Consider the following 17022-nt stretch of genomic DNA (forward strand, 5'->3'; position numbering starts at 1 on the left):
CAACTGCCGGAGGCCCCGACGTGTCATCAGCCCAATCCCTGCCCGTCATCATCCGTAACGCCACCCGATCTGATCTGGACGGGCTTTGTGCGCTCGAAACCGGCAGTTTCACCAGCGACGCCATTTCGCGGCCCGGTTTTTTACGCTTCCTGCGTCAGGCATCCGCCCGCCTTCTGGTTGCCGATGCCGGCGATAGTGGCACACCAAATATCGTTGGCTATGGCCTGCTGTTGCTGCGCGCCAATACGACAACGGCGCGCATTTATTCGCTGGCCATTTCCGACAACTGGCGCGGCAAGGGTCTGGGGACCCAGCTTTTGGCCGGTCTTGAAAACCTGGCGATTGATGCGGGCTGTGTGCGCATCCGCCTTGAAGTGCGTTCTGAAAACAGCACGGCCCGCAATTTATATAACCGGCACGGCTATGAACAGATTGCCGATCTGCCCGGCTATTACGAAGACGGCGCGAACGGTATTCGCCTGCAACATGATCTTTATGACATTCCAACCGAACGCTCGCCTGCGGTTGCGACTGGTGCGCCCCTGATCCTTGTTGACCGGTTAAAAGACCTGCCATTTCAGGTGCCCGGTGCGCGTGTGATGCGGGTACGCGATTATCTGGCACTTGATAACGGGGTGCGCAACCGGCGTGTGATCAACCTGTGCCATTCATACGAATATCTGTCGCGGGGTTATTATTGCAGCCTGCTGGCCGCGGCACGCAGCGAACGCGTCATCCCAGAGGCCGATGTCCTTCTGGATTTGAACTGGAAACGCCTGCAAAAAACCGCCCGTGCGGAAATGAGTTCGCAAATCGTCGATGCACTGGCCAAACCCGGCGACCATCCGACCAAAATTGATGTATTTTTTGGCCGCACAACCGACAAACGTTTCCGCGATATTGCGCAACGTGCCTTTGATCAGTTCCGCTGCCCGATCCTGCGCCTGCATCTGAACCCGACCGACAAACGCATCCTGCGCGAAATCGAAGCCCCGGCCTTAAACCAGCTTGGCGCCGAAGATTTGCCTGCCTTCGAAAGCGCGATCCGTGCCTATCTGCGCGGACGTGTGCGCAAACCCACCGGCGGCGGCAACCCGCCATCGGCCCTTGTCGCGATCCTGTATGATCCCGATGCGGTCTTGCCACCATCTGACAGCGACGCCCTGGCCCTGTTTGTTCAGGCCGCCAGTGATTTGGGGGCAAAGGCCGAACTGATCACCGCCAAGGATTTCCACCATCTTTCGGAATTCGATGCCTTGTTGATCCGTGAAACCACCGCATTGGATCATCACACTTATCGCTTTGCCAAACGTGCGCGCAAAGAAGGCATTCCCGTGATCGACGATCCGGAATCGATCCTGCGTTGTACCAATAAGGTCTATCTGGCCGAATTGCTGCGCACCCATCGTATCCCGGCCCCGCGCAGTGCGATCTTTGACAAACGCCGGGTTGGCGAAATCGGCAAACAATTCAGCTTCCCCTCGGTTATCAAAGTCCCCGATGGCTGCTTCTCGCGCGGGGTGCGCAAGGTTAAATCCCCCGAACATCTGGCCGAAGTCGCATCCGAAATGTTCAAAAACTCGGAACTGCTGGTCATTCAGGAATATGTCGAAACCACCTTTGACTGGCGGATCGGTGTTCTTGGCGGGGAACCGCTTTTTGCCAGCCGCTATTTCATGGCGCCCGGCCACTGGCAGATCGTCAAACACGAAGATGACGGAAAATCATACGAAGAAGGCGGCTTTGAAACCGTTGCTGTCGAAGACGCCCCGGCTGATATCGTCTCCACCGCCCTTGCCGCTGCCCGCCTGATGGGGGACGGCCTTTATGGTGTGGATATGAAAGAAACCCCGCGCGGCCCGATGGTCATCGAAGTCAATGACAACCCAAATATCGATGGCGGGGTCGAAGACGTGGTGCTGGGCATGGATTTGTATCGCCGGATCATCGCCCATCTTCTGGCCAAGATCGCCCGTCCTTAACCAACGGCGTCTTAAAAAGAACCGCATAAAACGTACAAAGGGCCGGTTTATCCGGCCCTTTTGTCAATAAAGACCGCCGCCTGAAGCTTGCCCCGGCCATAACGCGCCATCAGATCAAATTCATGGCGCAAGATCGGGGTCGATACGCAATCACTGCCGGTAAAGGGCTCGTAATCCTCGCCAATATCGGGATCGGTGACATAAACATAACGATCATCAAACCCCGATACCACGACCCAATGCGGGATTTTATCGCCATATATCCGGTACTGACTGATCAGAACCAGCGCGATTTTGCCCTGATTGGATCGTTCCTCGATATCGTCAATGCCAAATGGCCCGGTTGTTACCTGAACGCCAAGGGTCTTGGCCTGCTCGGCAAAGTCATAGTGTACCAGTTCGACAACCTTGCGATTTTGCGGCTTGCGCACGGTATCAACAAAAAGCGGTCCATCCCGACTGCTTAACACTTCAACGTTAAAACCACGACGGCGCGCCGCTAGTCCAAGGCCAAGCGGCCCGCATCCGCCATGCCCCGACGTCATGAAAATCGTTGTTGCCTCACGCCACAGGGCGATTTCCTGGCTGCGGTCCATTTCAATTTCGGGATCAAACGCATTCATCGCCATCATCAACGCCGCCGGACCACAGGTGAACGGCAAAGTCTGATGATAAAAATGGATCGGTGATGGCCGACGCAACGATTGCGGCACCAAGACCCGTTCCATGCGAAGTGCGTCGGAGTGATCGGGATAATAATCAGGATACAGGGCGAATTCGTGATAACCGGCCGATGTGAACAACCCAATTGCGGTTTTGTTCTGCGGATTAACTTCAAGACGCAAGATCGGCGCCCCGAAATCAAGGCTGAGTTCCTCGGCACGGGTCAAAAGTGCCCGACTGATCCCCTGCCCGCGATAATCAGGTGAAACCGCCATGGAATAAAGCCGCGCCATGGCAACATTGCACCGGAAAATCACCAACGCATAGCCGACCACGACATCGGCTTTTATCGCAACACACAGTCGCGCGGTGTCACTGCCGATAAAACGTTTAAACGCACGGCGCGACAGGCGGTCGATGTCAAAGGAACTTTTTTCGATCGCACAAAGGGCATCGATATCCCCGTCAATCGCGATACGAAGGTCAAGCTTGGTCAAAAGGCACCCGAAACTAAATTATCGCCCAACATACGGATATGGGGCTGATTGACCCATTTCGCCATGAAACCGGCCAAACCGGAAGTGCTTTTTAGTCAGGGGTGTTACGCGTTATCACAGGCCGTTACCGGCTGATCATTCACCACAAGATAACATAAACACAATCGCATCAGACCGGCCCCATAATCCAGGCCTAGCTGCGTGCCGCAATGCGCGGGGCAAGGGGTGCCATGTCATAACCGGCCTTGGCCGCCATATTGACGATATCTTCAACCGGCAATTTGCCCGCATTGGCCAGCGACCACAAAATCGTGCATCGCGTCCCGGTGCGGCAATAGGCAAAAACCGGCTTTGCGGCATCGTTCAGGATTTTGGCAAATGTGTCGGCATCGTCATCGGATACATTACCGCTTGCAACCGGCATAAATACGGCTGAAAGGCCAAGGCTTTTGGCTTTTGCCTCGACCTCGGCAAATGACGGCTGACCGGGGTCCTCGTTATCGGGCCGGTTACAGACGATGGTTTTGAAACCGGCATCTGCGATTTCAGAAACGGCATCAAGCGGCATCTGCGGCGAAACAGTCACTTCGTCATTCAGGCGTTTCATATTTTGGGTCCGTTATCTCTGGTCACGGGACCGCTGATACGCCCAAAGCGTATTCAGCGAAATCATGACATAACGGATGCCACTATCTTCGACTGATGGCAACTCCCGGCACGCATATTTATGCAAACCGATGGTAAAATCAGGCGCTGTATATCAAAAGAACTGTCATGACGCCGTCATGACAGCCCCCAATCAAAGCGTGGTTTTTTTGGTAATCGGGCACGTCCGAAGCCCAAAAATCCGATAAATCGGGCAAAACCGCATCGCACCGGTCAACAACATGACCGCACCCGCGACCATAGATAACCAGCCAAAACCACCAAGTGCGGAAACCGGTCCGGTTTCACCGGCAAGAACGAATGGCAGGGCAAGCAAGACAACCCCGGCTACCAAACGCAAGATACGATCAACCTGTCCAACATTGGTCATGGGAACCTCCAATTTATGATCTGATAAGACCTCAATACCTAAAAATAAAACATTACATTATAATCATCAAATGTAATTTTCGCATTTATTCATGTAAATATTGATCCATCGCAATGACCGGCCACAGACAAAGCAGCGCCAATTGTCAATTCGTCACTTGGCCCGGTTGCTCCTGTAGCTTTCCCATGTTAGGCAATGCGCGAAAATCAAATAAAAAACCGATCAGGTCATTAAAAAAAGGGCGTCCACACATGACTGTTACCGCTTGGCCAGAATGGCAAACGGCAAATCCGTCTGGAACGTTTTCCGATTGGCTTAAAGGTTCTGTTGCCGATGACTGGCACAAGGTCACTCATCATGCCTTTACTGATGCATGGGGCAAAGGTGCGGTTTCTGACCGTAACTTGAAAAACTACCTGATACAGGATCATCGTTTTATTGATCGGTTTGTCGCCCTTTTGGCCGGTGCGGTTTCACGTGCCCCTGCCCTGTCTGATCGCATTCCCGCCTGTCAGTTTCTGGCGCTTCTGACCGGGCCTGAAAATACCTATTTTGAACGTTCGCTTGATACGCTGTCGGTCAGCACGCAGGAACGAACCGAACAGCCAGACTGGCCGGTAACCGCGGCATTCAAGGAACTGATGCGCGTCGCGATGGAAAGCAACGAATACGCCAATATGCTGGCGGTTCTTGCCGTTGCCGAGGGAACCTATCTTGGCTGGGCCAGCCGCGTCAGCGATATGATCGATACCCGTCCCGATGACTTTTGGTATGCGGAATGGCTTGATCTGCATACCGGCCCCTATTTCGAAAGCGTCGTCGCGTTTCTGAACCACCAGCTTGATCAAATCGGACCGCAACTGAGCGATGATGCGCGCACAATGTGCCAGTCCTATTTCCGCAAGGCGACCACCCTTGAAGTGCAATTCTTTGATGCTGCATGGGGACCGCAATTGTGATTACGATCCGCCCGTTCCGCAGCGATGATATCGCTGCCATGCGCGATATCTATGCCCGCGCCGTCACCGAAATCGGCAGCCGCATCTATAATCCCGATCAGGTCCGGGTCTGGACGGCTCTGATCCCCGGCACAGACCGCTTTGCCACCATGATGAATGATGGCCGTATCTGCCTGATTGCGACCGATGAAAATGATTGCCCCTTGGCATTCTGTGATCTGGAACCGGACGGGCATATCCATTTCCTGTATGCCATCCCCGAAATTTCAGGCACCGGTGCGGTTGCAGAACTGTATGACGCCATTGAAAACACCGCCCAAGAACGCAATATCGCCAAGCTTTATTCCGAGGCCAGCGAACTTGCCAAACGGTTTTTGGTCAAACAGGGGTTCAAGGTTGTCGAACGCCGCGACTTCGAAGTCGCCGGGATTGCCATTCACAATTACGCGGTTGAAAAACGGCTGCGCCCAATCACCTGACACCCGATTTTAAAACGGCGGATTGGTATCTTGCCCTCGTTGGGGCAAGGCGCTTTCAGTTTTCCTTAAGGGCACGCCGCGCATTCGTCACAACCCGTTCGACATAGGCATCCGCCTGGCCGACATAATTCGCCGGATCGCGCAAACGGGCCCAATCCACCGCAACATCGGTTAATTTGGGCAATTCATCAAACAGATTGCTGTTATGGGCTGCCGACTGCGCAAGCCCGTCCTTAACCAGCTTGTCCGCCGCATCACGCCCGACATGATCGGCAAGCGTAAATGTCGCCGCCTCGGCCAACATCGCACCATGTGATAATTCCAGATTTTCTTTCATGCGGTCAGCATTAATTTTCAAATCCGGCACCATATCCACCGCCTGCGTCAATGCCGCCCCCGCGGCCATGATCATTTGCGGCAATATCAGCCATTCCAAAAGCCAGCTTGACCCGCTGCGTTCATGTTCGTGGATTTGGCTTTGCGCGATTGTGCCAAGCTGCCCGGCATTAAACCGCGCCAGCGTCACCAGCATTTCCGCCTGAACCGGATTTGATTTATGCGGCATGGTCGATGATCCGCCGCCCTTGCCCGGCTGAACTTCGGCGATTTCCGACTGTGCCAGCAAAACAAGGTCTTGCCCCATCTTGCCCAACGCGCCGGTCAATGCGGTTAATTGCGCGGCAAAATCCACCAAAACATCGCGCTGGCTGTGCCATGGCATATCGGTGGGTTCAAGTTCAAGTTCATCGGTCAGATTGCTTTCAACCTCAAACGCCTTGGCCCCGATGGATGCCAGCGTCCCCGCCGCCCCGCCAAAGGACAACCGAAACAAACCGGGACACAAGGTATCAATCCGATGATCAATCCGCACCAAAGGTGCCAGCCACCCGGCTGCCTTAAGGCCAAATGTCGTCGGCACCGCCTGTTGGGATCGCGTGCGTCCGATCATAACCGTTGCCCGGTGCTGTTCGGCCTGTTTGATCAGGGATTTGATCAATTTACGACTGCGTCGGCGCAACACCGCCACCGCATCGCGTAACCGCAACACCAAGCCGGTATCAACCACATCCTGACTGGTAACGCCGAAATGGACATATCGCGCATCATCACCGCCGATTTCGGCTTTTAAGGCCTTAACCAAGGCCGGTACCGGCACCCCCGCACTTGCCGTTGCTGCGGCAAGCGACGCCGGATCAGGACGAAATTCACGGCAAACATCGGCAATCCGATTGGCGCTGGCCTGGGGAATGACGCCTGCCCGCGCTTGGGCCGATGCAAGGGCGGATTCAAACAGCAACATCGATGCAATCTGCGCATCATCATCAAACAAGGCGGCAATTTCCGCATCGGCAAACAGATTGCCAAGCAGGCTTGAATCAAAAGGCGAAATTGTCATCTGGTTTGGTCCACCGCTTAAACAGGTGTTATTTCAATTCATTGGATACAGATCGATAGAGGCGACAGTGTCGCGCCACCATCCCATTCGGTCAACACAACAAAAAGAAACCCCTGCCCGTTTATCACACGGCACAGGGGCAACTTTAAGCTCAGGACCGATCAATCAGACCGCTTCAAGGACGATGGCAATGCCCTGTCCAACGCCAATGCACATGGTCGCCAGCGCGTATTTACCGCCGGTACGTTTTAACTGCATTGCTGCCGTCCCGGTGATCCGCGCACCTGACATGCCCAATGGATGGCCCAGTGCAATCGCCCCGCCATTCGGGTTCACACGCGCATCATCATCGGCAATGCCAAGATCACGCAACGTCGCCAAACCTTGCGATGCAAAGGCTTCGTTAAGCTCGATAACGTCAAGCTGCTCCGTCGAAAGACCAAGCCGCGCCAACAATTTCTTGCTGGCCGGTGCCGGGCCAAAGCCCATGATGCGCGGCGCAACACCTGCTGTTGCACCACCAACCACCTTGGCAATCGGGGTCAGGCCGTATTTCTTGATCGCGGCCTCGGATGCGATGATCAATGCCGCCGCCCCGTCATTAACCCCCGATGCATTGCCCGCCGTCACCGAACCACCTTCGCGGAACGGAGTTGGCAATTTACCCAGTTTTTCCGCCGTGGTGCCCGGACGCGGATGTTCGTCCTTATCGACAACAATCGCATCGCCTTTGCGCTGCGGAATGGTCACCGGGATGATTTCGGCCGCCAGTATACCGTTTTCCTGTGCGGCGACCGCCTTATCTTGGGATCGGGCAGCAAAGGCATCCTGATCGGCACGGTTGATGTTGAAATCCTCGGCCACGTTTTCGCCGGTTTCGGGCATGGAATCCACGCCGTATTGTTTCTTCATCAACGGGTTAACAAACCGCCAGCCAATCGTGGTGTCATAGATTTCCGCATTGCGCGAAAACGCCGATGTTGCCTTGGGCATCACGAACGGCGCACGTGACATGCTTTCAACACCACCGGCAATCATCAGATCGGCTTCACCCGATTTGATCGCACGTGCGGCCATGATGATTGCATCCATGCCCGATCCGCATAAACGGTTAACCGTCGTACCGGTCACATGTTCTGGCAATCCGGCCAAAAGTGATGACATACGCGCAACGTTGCGATTGTCTTCACCGGCCTGATTGGCACAGCCGAAAATAATGTCATCGACATCACCGAAATCAACATTCGGATTACGATCCATCAATGCTTTAAGCGGGATCGCGCCAAGATCGTCGGCACGGACCGACGACAAACTGCCGCCGAACCGGCCAATCGGGGTGCGGATATAATCACAGATATAGGCATCAGCCATAATCAAGTTCCTTATTGCTGGCCTTCATGGGCTTTGGCGGTGCGGGCATGCAAATCACGCAGGATCTGAAGCTCGTTCGCATCGGGCACCGGAGTTTGCGCAATTTCATCTGCAAATTCAACGGTCCAGCCGGTATTTGCAATAATGTCTTCGCGCGTCACGCCGGGATGGATCGACGTCACAATGAACTGTTTGCCAACCGGATGGGGTTCCATGATGCAAAGATCGGTAATCAACCGCGACGGGCCTTTGGTATCGACACCATAAGACGCGCGATCATTACCACCCGTGCCATGACCAAGCGAGGTGATGAAATCAATCTTTTCAACAAAGCCGCGTTTGGTCTGTTTCATGACCAGAAATACTTCGCCGCAACTCGTGGCAATTTCCGGCGCCCCGCCGCCGCCCGGCAGGCGGACCTTGGGATTATCATAATCACCGATCACGGTGGTGTTGATATTGCCGTATTTATCAAGCTGTGCCGCGCCAAGGAAGCCAACCGAAATCTTGCCACCCTGCAACCAATACCGGAACATTTCCGGCACAGGCACGGTGTTCACCGCCGTTTCGCAAAGCTCGCCATCGCCAATTGACAAGGGCAAGACATCGGGCTTGGTGCCGATTGTGCCACTTTCATAAATAAGCGTCAGTTCCGGCGCATGGGTCAATCGTGCAAGGTTACATGCCGCCGATGGCATACCGATGCCAACAAAACACACATCGTCGTTTTTAAGCGCACGAGAGGCAGAAACCGTCATCATTTCGGTAGGTGTATAATCAACCATGGTTTTTCCTCCGCTTACCCTTTGTTCGCATCGCGTTTGGCGGCGAAATCTTCGGGGCCGCCATTCATGACATGCTCGTTGATCCATGCGCTAAAGCTGTCGCGATCCTTGGCAATTGTGTCCCACGCCTTGTAAAACGCGTTGTCACGTTTGTAATAACCCTGCGCATAGGACGGATGTGCGCCGCCGGGCACCTCGACAATCGCGGTCACGGCCCAATTTGGCAGCATGACAGCGTTATAAGGAACGTCATCAAAGTTATCGACGATCTCTTCAACCGTGATGATCGATTTTTTCGCAGCCAGAACGGCTTCTTTCTGAACGCCAACAATGCCTTCAAACAAGACATCACCCTTTTTATTGGCTTTCTGGGCATGAACAACCGTCACATCCGGGCGAATGGCCGGCACCGCCGCCAGACGTTCACCGGTAAACGGGCATTCGATGAATTTGATATTCTTGTTCACACGCGGCAATTCCGCCCCGCGGTATCCCTTAAACACCGCACAGGGCAAACCGGCCGCTCCCGCGTCATAGGCATTGGCCATCGCCGCATGGCTGTGTTCTTCAATTTCAAGCTTGTGCGGCCAACCATCCTGAATGGCTTCGCGCAGACGATGCAACGATCCAACACCGGGGTTTCCGCCCCATGAAAACACCAGTTTCTTGGCGCAACCGGCCCCGATCAACTGATCATAAATCATATCAGGCGTCATCCGGATCAAGGTCAGATCCTTGATCCCCTGACGGATAACTTCATGCCCGGCGGCATGCGGGATAAGATGGGTAAAACCTTCCATCGAGACGGTATCGCCATCCTTGATGCAGGATGAAACGGCGTCTTTAAGCGACATGAAGCGTGCGACCACGGTAAAACTCCTGTGGTAACCAAAACAATAGAAACGCGGCGTATTTCAGCCGGATTATGCGGGAATATGTTTGGGTGGCTGCGACCACCGGCTTTCCCCAAAGCAGCGGACGCAGCCATCCAGACCGAACCGACCTAGACGTCGAAGAACACGGTTTCCGCATCCCCCTGCATATGAATGTCGATCCGGTATTCAACCCCGGTACGGGTTTCGACACGCTTGGCGATCAAGGTATCGCGGCGGTCTGCGGGAACAGATTGAAGGATGTCATCGCGGGCGTTCAATTCCGCCTCGTCGGCAAAGTAAAAGCGCGTAAACGCATGCACCAGCATACCGCGCATGAACACGATGACATTGACAAACGGGGCGGCACCATCGGCAACCACGCCCGGTTTCACAGTATCAAAATAAAACCGGTTCTGCGCATCGGTGCCGGTGCCGCAACGGCCAAGGCCGCGGAACCCCGTTGATGCAACATCAACCGGATTTTCGGCATAGGTCCCATTGGCATCGGCCTGCCAGATTTCGATCATCGCGTCATTGACCGGGTCATTATTGCCGTCAAACACCTGGCCGGTAATGCGGATATGTTCACCATCCGCATCAGGCCCTGCCACCACCGGATCAACAACATCGGTAAAATCATAACCATATTGCTGTGCCGTCAGGCCATAGGCGAAATACGGGCCAACCGTCTGTGAAGGGGTTTCACCATAAGACATGACTTAATCCTCCATCGGGGTTGCATTGCGTCCACGCAGGACGATGTCGAACTGATAACCAAGGGCAAAGCCTTCCTCGGTTTTTTCGATCGAAAACTTTGAAATCAACCGTTCGCGTGCGACCGGGTCCTGCGTTTCCAAAAAGATCGGATCAAGTTCAAGCAACGGATCACCCGGAAAATACATCTGGGTCACAAGGCGCGTGGCAAAGCCCGGCCCAAACAGCGACAGATGAATGTGGTTCGGACGCCATGCATTGAAATGGTTGCCCCAGGGATAGGCCCCCGGCTTGATCGTATAAAACATGTAATTGCCGTCTGCATCGGTCATGCAACGGCCCGACCCGCGAAAGTTCGGATCAAGCGGCGCATTATGCTGATCGACCTTATGAACATATCGCCCCGCTGCATTGGCCTGCCAGACTTCGACAAGGATATTGGGCTGCGGGCGGCCATCGGTATCCATGACCTTGCCATGCACAACAATACGTTCGCCAAGCGGCTCGCCATTGGTGACGCCGTTTTTGGTCAGATCGAAATCAAGCTTGCGCACCGATGCCGGGGCAAAACGCGGCCCTGTCCCCTCGGTCAGGCCCGACTTGATCGCAAGTGGCAGCCGCGACGGTCCGCGCAAAAGGGTGGATTTGTAACCAGGTGCGATAAACGGGGCGTGGGAACCCCAGTCACGCGGTTTAAAAGTGGACATGGCGTTTACTCTCCCTTGGCAGCTTCGTCGATATCGGCATAGGTTTGCTTGGCAATGCGGAATGCCGTATTGGCGGTGGGAACACCGGCATAAACCGCAACATGCATCAGGGTTTCACGAATATCATCGCGCGTCGCCCCGGTATTAAGCGTTGCACGGATATGCATTGCCAATTCTTCTTCATGACCAAGCCCGGCCAAAAGGGCAATGGTCACGATACTGCGTTCGCGCTTGGTGAACGCATCACTGGTCCAGACACCGTTCCAGACATTTTCAGTGATGTAACGCTGAAAATCGGCGTCGATTTCGGTTACATTTGCCGATGCACGATCTACATGGGCATCGCCTAAAACAGAACGGCGGGTTTTCATACCAACTTCATACCGGTTCTCAGACAAGGTTATTCTCCTTGATAAATCGGTCGATCAACCGGGAAAGCAATTCCGGGGTTTCAAGGCATGGTAAATGCCCGACCCCGTCAATAAGTTCAAATGTCGCACCGGGGATCATCCCGGCCATGGCGCGGACCACATCGGGCGGGGTTGCCAGATCGTCCGATCCGCAAATGCACAGAACCGGAACCGCAATTTTGGTCGCCGCGTCACGCAGATCACCATCTCGCAGGGCCACACATGTCCCGACATAGCCATCAACGGTCGTGCGCACCAGCATGTCGCGATACATCGCGGTTTCAAGCGGGCGTTCGGCGCGATAAATCGGTGACAGCCAGCGTTCGATAATCGCATCGCCAAGCGGCTCAATGCCGTCCTTTTTAATCGCGTCGATCCGCGTGTTCCAGCCATCCGCATCGCCAAGTTTTGGCGCGGTATCACACAGGATCATCGCACGCACGCGGTCTGGTACAAGCGACGCCACCTTTTGCGCAATCAGCCCACCGACCGACAATCCACAAAGGATCACATCATCAACACCCAGATAATCAAGCAGCCCGATCAGATCATTGGCATGCAGGTCGATATTATACTCGACAGTCCCAATACCCGATAAACCGTGGCCGCGTTTGTCATAGGTTATAACGTTGAACCGATCTGAAAACGCCACAACGACATCATCCCAGATGCGTTGGTCGGTCCCCAGCGAATTTGAAAACACCAAAGCAGGTCCGTCTTTCGGGCCGCTTTGGGTATAATGGATATGTGTCCCGTTGATCGGGGCAACGTATAAACTCATGTCATTTCCACCCTGATGTGTCGCCCCAATCTGACAGGCGGGTTTGGTTATGTAAAATGAGGATTTGCGTTAATTGCATAACCATATAATTATGAAAACACATGAAATTTGAATTCGGAAATGGAAAACATGCTCGACCACCGCATTAAATTCCGCCATTTGACATGCTTTCTCGAAGTCGCGCGCCAACGCAGTGTCGTCAAGGCCGCCGATACATTATCCATCACCCAGCCTGCTGTTTCCAAAACCATCCGCGAGCTTGAAGAACATCTTGATGCTCGCCTGTTTGACAGGTCCAAGCGTGGTGTCACCCTGACCGATTTTGGCAAGGTATTCCTGCGCTATGCCGGGGCCAGCGTCACTGCCCTGCGTCAGGGTATCGACAGCATCAGTCAGGTCAGGATGCAGGGCGGGCTATCGATTAACCTTGGCGTTCTGCCAACCGTTGCCGCCAGTGTCATGCCAAGCGCCATCCGCCGCTTCAAGGCACTCAGCCCCGATACAACGGTCAAGGTAGTTGCCGGACCCAATGTCATGTTGATGGGGCAATTGCGCGTTGGCGAACTTGATCTGGTGGTCGGGCGCCTTGCCGAACCCGATCAAATGTCGGGGCTATCCTTTATTCATCTGTATTCGGAACATATTTCACTGGTCGCCCGTCCGGGCCATCCGCTTTTGGCCGATAAAAACCCAGACATCACACGCATTCGCGAATTTACGGTTCTGGTGCCGCCCAAACACGCAATCATTCACCAGACAGTCGATAAAATGCTGATTGCGCATGGCATCGGCGCCCTGCCCGATCGGATTGAAACGGTTTCAACATCGTTTGGACGCGCCTTTACCCGCGAAACCGATGCCATCTGGATCATTTCCAATGGGGCGGTTGCATCCGACATCGCCGAGGGCCATCTGGTGGAACTGCCGATTGATACCAGCGATACCTTTGGCCCGGTTGGCCTGACCACCCGGATTGACAGCCCGATCTCACCACCGGTTGAAATGCTGATCAATGCGGTCCGCGAAGAAGCCGCCCTGCATCATGCGGCCCATTCCCGTCACAATACATAATCATATGGTTATGCAAATGAGCGCCAATATCATTATACATAACCATGCAGGGAAGATTAGATTGTTTACAAATTGGCATGAATGTTGTGCATAAATGGCAAACATGCCGACAAAAAGAAGAATAAAAACAACAAAAATAAACTGCTGGAAAACTTCGCAGATAAAAAGCGCATCATGGCTGAGACGTTTGATGGCGTTTGGCGACGTCGGGGACGCTCAAAGGAGGAAGAATGAAAAACATCACCAAGCTGCTGGCAGGTGCCGCTGTTGCGACCATGGTGTCGTTCGGCGCACAGGCGCAGGAAGTTACGCTGACGATCCATCATTTCCTGGGCCCAAAAGCACCGGCCCAGTCGAAAATGATCGAACCGTGGGCAAAGAAGATCGAAGAAGAATCAAACGGACGCATCAAGTTCGAGATTTTCCCATCCATGTCACTCGGTGGCAAACCGCCGGAACTGTATCGTCAGGTCCGTGACGGGGCCGCCGATATCGTCTGGACCCTGCCGGGTTACACCCCGGGCGTCTTCCCCCATACCGAAGTTTTTGAACTTCCGGGTGTGCATCTGGGTGACGCACGCGCGACCAACCTCGCGATCTGGGACCTGATGGAAGACATGGCACCGGACCTTAAAGACATCCATCCGCTGGCCGTTCACGTCCATGCCGGTCAGGCCATCCACCTGACAGAAAAAGAAGTCCGCACCGTTGCCGACGTCAAGGGCCTTAAACTGCGCACCCCGACCCGTACCGGTTCCTGGGTGATTGAATCCTGGGGCGCAGAACCGGTCGGCATGCCCGTCCCGGCCCTGCCACAGGCAATGTCGCTGGGTGTTGTTGACGGTGGCCTCGTGCCATTCGAAGTCGTTCCACCGCTGAAACTGGCTGAACTGGTTTCCTACTCGGTCGAAGGCGAAGGCGTTAATTCGCGCTTTGGTACCTCGGTCTTCCTGTTTGCCATGAACAAGGACCGTTACGAAAGCCTGCCAGATGATCTCAAAGAAATCATCGACCGCAATTCAGGTCGCGATTTCGCAGGTCATATCGGTGACGTTTTCAACGATGTCGAAGAAGTCGGCAAGAAAATGATCAACGATGGCAAAGGTCAGGTTATCAAACTGACCCCGGCGCAAAAAGCAACCTTCGACGATGCATCCGCATCCGTGACCGATCGCTGGATCGAAGAAGCAAAGTCGAACGGCATTGATGGTGCTGCTCTGGTTGCCAAGGCCAAAGCCGCCGTTCTCGCCCACACAGCACAGTAATTTCCAAGTTACTGGAAAATCTTGCGGGGTTACGTATCATCACGTTACGTGACCCCGTTTTATCGTAAGCCCGCTTCTCCGCAAGATTGTATGACACATGAAAAACGTGCTGAATAAGGCCGCATCCTGGTTTGCCGTTGCTGGCGGCTTTCTGGCCTTGCTGATCGCCGTTGTGACCATCGTCAATGTCACCGCGTTCGGACTGGATAAAATTGCCCGCCTGATGGACGCCAATTTCCCCGCCATCATCGGCTATGAAGACTTTGTCAGTATGACTGTCAGTGCCGCGGCCCTGATGTTTTTCCCTTATTGTCAATCGCGTCACGGCCATGTTGCCGTTGATGTCTTTATCAAAATGTTTCCCAATTGGTTCGCACGTGGCGTTGATATCTCCTCGGGCCTCCTGATGACGCTTCTGGCCTTTTTCATGGGTTACATGATGATCAATGGCATGATCGAAGTCCGCAGCGACAATACCCTGTCGGCAATTTTGGGCTGGCCGGTCTGGCCGTTCTATCTGCCAGGCATCGTATCGATGTTCCTGTGGGCGCTGATTGCCGCAAGTCAGATTTTCGAAAGCGAGGCCGAGGCCAATGTCTGAACGTGAATTAATCGGTCTTGGCGGCCTTGGGCTGCTGTTCTTTGTGCTTGCCCTGCGTGTTCCTGTCGGTCTTGCCATGATCGGCGTCGGGATTGGCGGTAACTATATCCTTAGTTTGTTTTTCCCGTTCCTGCGCTTTGAACCCTATATGCAACAGTTCAAATCCCTGTTTTACGGGATTGTTTCAAACTACGAACTCTCGGTCGTGCCACTGTTCGTGCTGATGGGCTATCTCGCCAGTCAGGCCAATCTGTCACGCGATCTGTTTCAGGGCGTCAACGCCATTCTGGGCCGGTTCCGCGGCGGTGTTGCCATGGCAGCCATTGGCGCCTGCGCCGGTTTTGGTGCGGTTTGCGGATCATCGCTTGCCACGGCATCGACAATGGGCAAGGTCGCCCTGCCGGAATTGCGTCGTCTGAATTATTCACCACGTCTTGCCACCGGCACGCTAGCCGCAGGCGGTACGCTTGGCATTCTGATCCCGCCATCGGTTGCCTTGGTGATTTATGCCGTCACGGTCGAGGCATCGATCATTCAGATGTTTCAGGCCGCAATCATTCCCGGTTTGCTTGCCGTTGCATTCTTTATGGGCGTGATTGCCATTCAGGTCCGTATAAACCCAAGTTTGGCCCCGCTTCCCGAACCGATGGCACCCGCCGAACGCCGCGAAGCCCTGTTGCGTCTGATCCCGGTCATGGTGATCTTTGGATCGATCATTCTTGGCCTTGGGGCGGGTTTGTTTACCCCAACCCCTGCGGCCGGTGTTGGCGTTTTTGCCATTCTGGTTTACGGCGCTTACATGCGCCTAAAGGGCAAGGGCGGCCTGACCTTTGCTGGCTTAAAACAATCACTGCGTGATACCGCTGTTACCACCTCGATGATCTTTTTCATCCTGCTGGGGGCCGAAGTCCTCAAAGGCTTCTTCAGCCGTGCCAACCTTCCGGCCTTCATGGCCGAAGCCGCTGCGACAAGCGGGTTTGACCCTTGGCTGATCATGGTTCTGATGTTGCTGGCCCTGATTGTTCTGGGCTGCTTCATGGAAAGCCTGTCGATGATCGTGGTTGTCATCCCGTTCTTCTGGCCGGCCTTGGTTGATATCAATGGCGGCGATTGGGCCACGGCGGCGACCGCGGCCTATGGTATGGGGGCCGAAGACCTTAAAATCTGGTTTGGCATCCTGGCCCTGATTGTCGTCGAACTGGGGCTGATAACACCGCCCGTCGGGTTAAATGTGTTCATCATCAACGCGCTTGCCGAAGGTGTTCCCATGAGCCAGACCTTCCGCGGGGTGATGCCCTTCTTCGCCGCCGAGATCGTCCGCATCCTGATTTTGATCTTTATCCCGGCGCTGACATTGTTTGTGCCAACCCTATTGGGCGGATAGCAAGCCCGCCATATCTTTTGCGAAAAGCCCGCCCCGGTTATCTGAT

The 17022-nt window shown here is 54.4% G+C and carries 18 protein-coding genes; 7 read left to right on the forward strand and 11 right to left on the reverse strand.

Translation table 11 applies throughout. From position 1 onward, the window contains the following. Positions 1-20 precede the first annotated feature (20 nt). Positions 21-1982 carry a GNAT family N-acetyltransferase gene (locus tag TALK_RS07985; RefSeq protein ID WP_085617635.1) on the forward strand — a complete coding sequence of 654 codons (1962 nt, stop codon included), beginning with the start codon at positions 21-23 and terminating at the stop codon, positions 1980-1982. A gap of 47 nt (positions 1983-2029) precedes the next feature. Here TALK_RS07985 and TALK_RS07990 read toward each other — a convergent pair whose 3' ends face one another. From TALK_RS07990 to TALK_RS08000, 3 genes are all read right to left on the reverse strand, one after another. Beyond that, entirely contained in the window at positions 2030-3142 is a 1113-nt protein-coding gene (locus tag TALK_RS07990) for a GNAT family N-acetyltransferase/peptidase C39 family protein (RefSeq protein ID WP_085617637.1), read from the reverse strand. Between the two features lie 193 nt (positions 3143-3335). After that, on the reverse strand, positions 3336-3749 hold the full coding sequence (locus TALK_RS07995; RefSeq protein ID WP_085617639.1) for a protein tyrosine phosphatase family protein: 414 nt from the start codon (positions 3747-3749) through the stop codon (positions 3336-3338). 192 nt (positions 3750-3941) lie between these two features. Then, on the reverse strand, positions 3942-4178 hold the full coding sequence (locus TALK_RS08000; protein WP_085617641.1) for a YgaP family membrane protein: 237 nt from the start codon (positions 4176-4178) through the stop codon (positions 3942-3944). 251 nt (positions 4179-4429) lie between these two features. On the opposite strand from TALK_RS08000, the gene TALK_RS08005 reads away from it, so the two are divergent. After that, positions 4430-5137: a TenA family protein gene (locus tag TALK_RS08005; RefSeq protein WP_085617643.1), complete on the forward strand. Its 708-nt coding sequence runs from the start codon at positions 4430-4432 to the stop codon at positions 5135-5137. Then, the gene (locus TALK_RS08010; RefSeq protein ID WP_085617645.1) at positions 5119-5616 is read left to right on the forward strand and encodes a GNAT family N-acetyltransferase; all 498 of its coding nucleotides are present in this window, start codon (positions 5119-5121) and stop codon (positions 5614-5616) included. The genes TALK_RS08005 and TALK_RS08010 overlap by 19 nt, the downstream gene beginning before the upstream one ends. Before the next feature lie 55 nt (positions 5617-5671). On the opposite strand, the gene TALK_RS08015 is transcribed toward TALK_RS08010, so the two are convergent. The 8 genes from TALK_RS08015 to pcaD all read right to left on the reverse strand — a co-directional run bounded on the left by TALK_RS08015 (position 5672) and on the right by pcaD (position 12655). Next, positions 5672-7012, reverse strand: a complete 1341-nt coding sequence (locus TALK_RS08015; protein WP_085617647.1) for a 3-carboxy-cis,cis-muconate cycloisomerase — start codon at positions 7010-7012, stop codon at positions 5672-5674. Between the two features lie 165 nt (positions 7013-7177). After that, the gene (pcaF, locus tag TALK_RS08020) at positions 7178-8383 is read right to left on the reverse strand and encodes a 3-oxoadipyl-CoA thiolase (protein ID WP_085617649.1); all 1206 of its coding nucleotides are present in this window, start codon (positions 8381-8383) and stop codon (positions 7178-7180) included. A gap of 11 nt (positions 8384-8394) precedes the next feature. Then, positions 8395-9168 carry a CoA-transferase subunit beta gene (locus TALK_RS08025; RefSeq protein ID WP_085617651.1) on the reverse strand — a complete coding sequence of 258 codons (774 nt, stop codon included), beginning with the start codon at positions 9166-9168 and terminating at the stop codon, positions 8395-8397. A 14-nt stretch (positions 9169-9182) separates the two neighbouring features. After that, positions 9183-10037 carry a CoA transferase subunit A gene (locus tag TALK_RS08030; protein WP_085617653.1) on the reverse strand — a complete coding sequence of 285 codons (855 nt, stop codon included), beginning with the start codon at positions 10035-10037 and terminating at the stop codon, positions 9183-9185. A 134-nt stretch (positions 10038-10171) separates the two neighbouring features. After that, a complete protein-coding gene (gene pcaG / locus TALK_RS08035; protein ID WP_085617655.1) occupies positions 10172-10759 on the reverse strand; it encodes a protocatechuate 3,4-dioxygenase subunit alpha in 588 nt (195 codons plus the stop codon). Positions 10760-10762: 3 nt separating this feature from the next. Next, on the reverse strand, positions 10763-11464 hold the full coding sequence (pcaH, locus tag TALK_RS08040; protein ID WP_085617657.1) for a protocatechuate 3,4-dioxygenase subunit beta: 702 nt from the start codon (positions 11462-11464) through the stop codon (positions 10763-10765). A 5-nt stretch (positions 11465-11469) separates the two neighbouring features. Beyond that, complete coding sequence (gene pcaC, locus TALK_RS08045; RefSeq protein ID WP_085617659.1) at positions 11470-11862, reverse strand: 4-carboxymuconolactone decarboxylase; 393 nt, start codon at positions 11860-11862, stop codon at positions 11470-11472. Then, positions 11855-12655 carry a 3-oxoadipate enol-lactonase gene (gene pcaD, locus TALK_RS08050; RefSeq protein ID WP_085617661.1) on the reverse strand — a complete coding sequence of 267 codons (801 nt, stop codon included), beginning with the start codon at positions 12653-12655 and terminating at the stop codon, positions 11855-11857. Before pcaD ends, pcaC begins: the two co-directional genes overlap by 8 nt. A gap of 129 nt (positions 12656-12784) precedes the next feature. Between pcaD and pcaQ the strand changes: the two genes are divergently transcribed. The 4 genes from pcaQ (at position 12785) to TALK_RS08070 (ending at position 16976) form a co-directional block, all read left to right on the forward strand. After that, positions 12785-13726, forward strand: a complete 942-nt coding sequence (gene pcaQ, locus TALK_RS08055) for a pca operon transcription factor PcaQ (RefSeq protein WP_085617738.1) — start codon at positions 12785-12787, stop codon at positions 13724-13726. Positions 13727-13956: 230 nt separating this feature from the next. Further along, positions 13957-14991, forward strand: a complete 1035-nt coding sequence (locus TALK_RS08060) for a TRAP transporter substrate-binding protein (RefSeq protein WP_085617663.1) — start codon at positions 13957-13959, stop codon at positions 14989-14991. A 97-nt stretch (positions 14992-15088) separates the two neighbouring features. Then, the gene (locus TALK_RS08065; RefSeq protein WP_085617665.1) at positions 15089-15592 is read left to right on the forward strand and encodes a TRAP transporter small permease; all 504 of its coding nucleotides are present in this window, start codon (positions 15089-15091) and stop codon (positions 15590-15592) included. Then, entirely contained in the window at positions 15585-16976 is a 1392-nt protein-coding gene (locus tag TALK_RS08070; RefSeq protein ID WP_085617667.1) for a TRAP transporter large permease, read from the forward strand. Before TALK_RS08065 ends, TALK_RS08070 begins: the two co-directional genes overlap by 8 nt. The last annotated feature ends 46 nt before the right edge of the window (positions 16977-17022 follow it).

It is taken from the genome of Thalassospira alkalitolerans (assembly GCF_002115745.1).
In the GTDB taxonomy this organism is placed as follows: domain Bacteria; phylum Pseudomonadota; class Alphaproteobacteria; order Rhodospirillales; family Thalassospiraceae; genus Thalassospira; species Thalassospira alkalitolerans.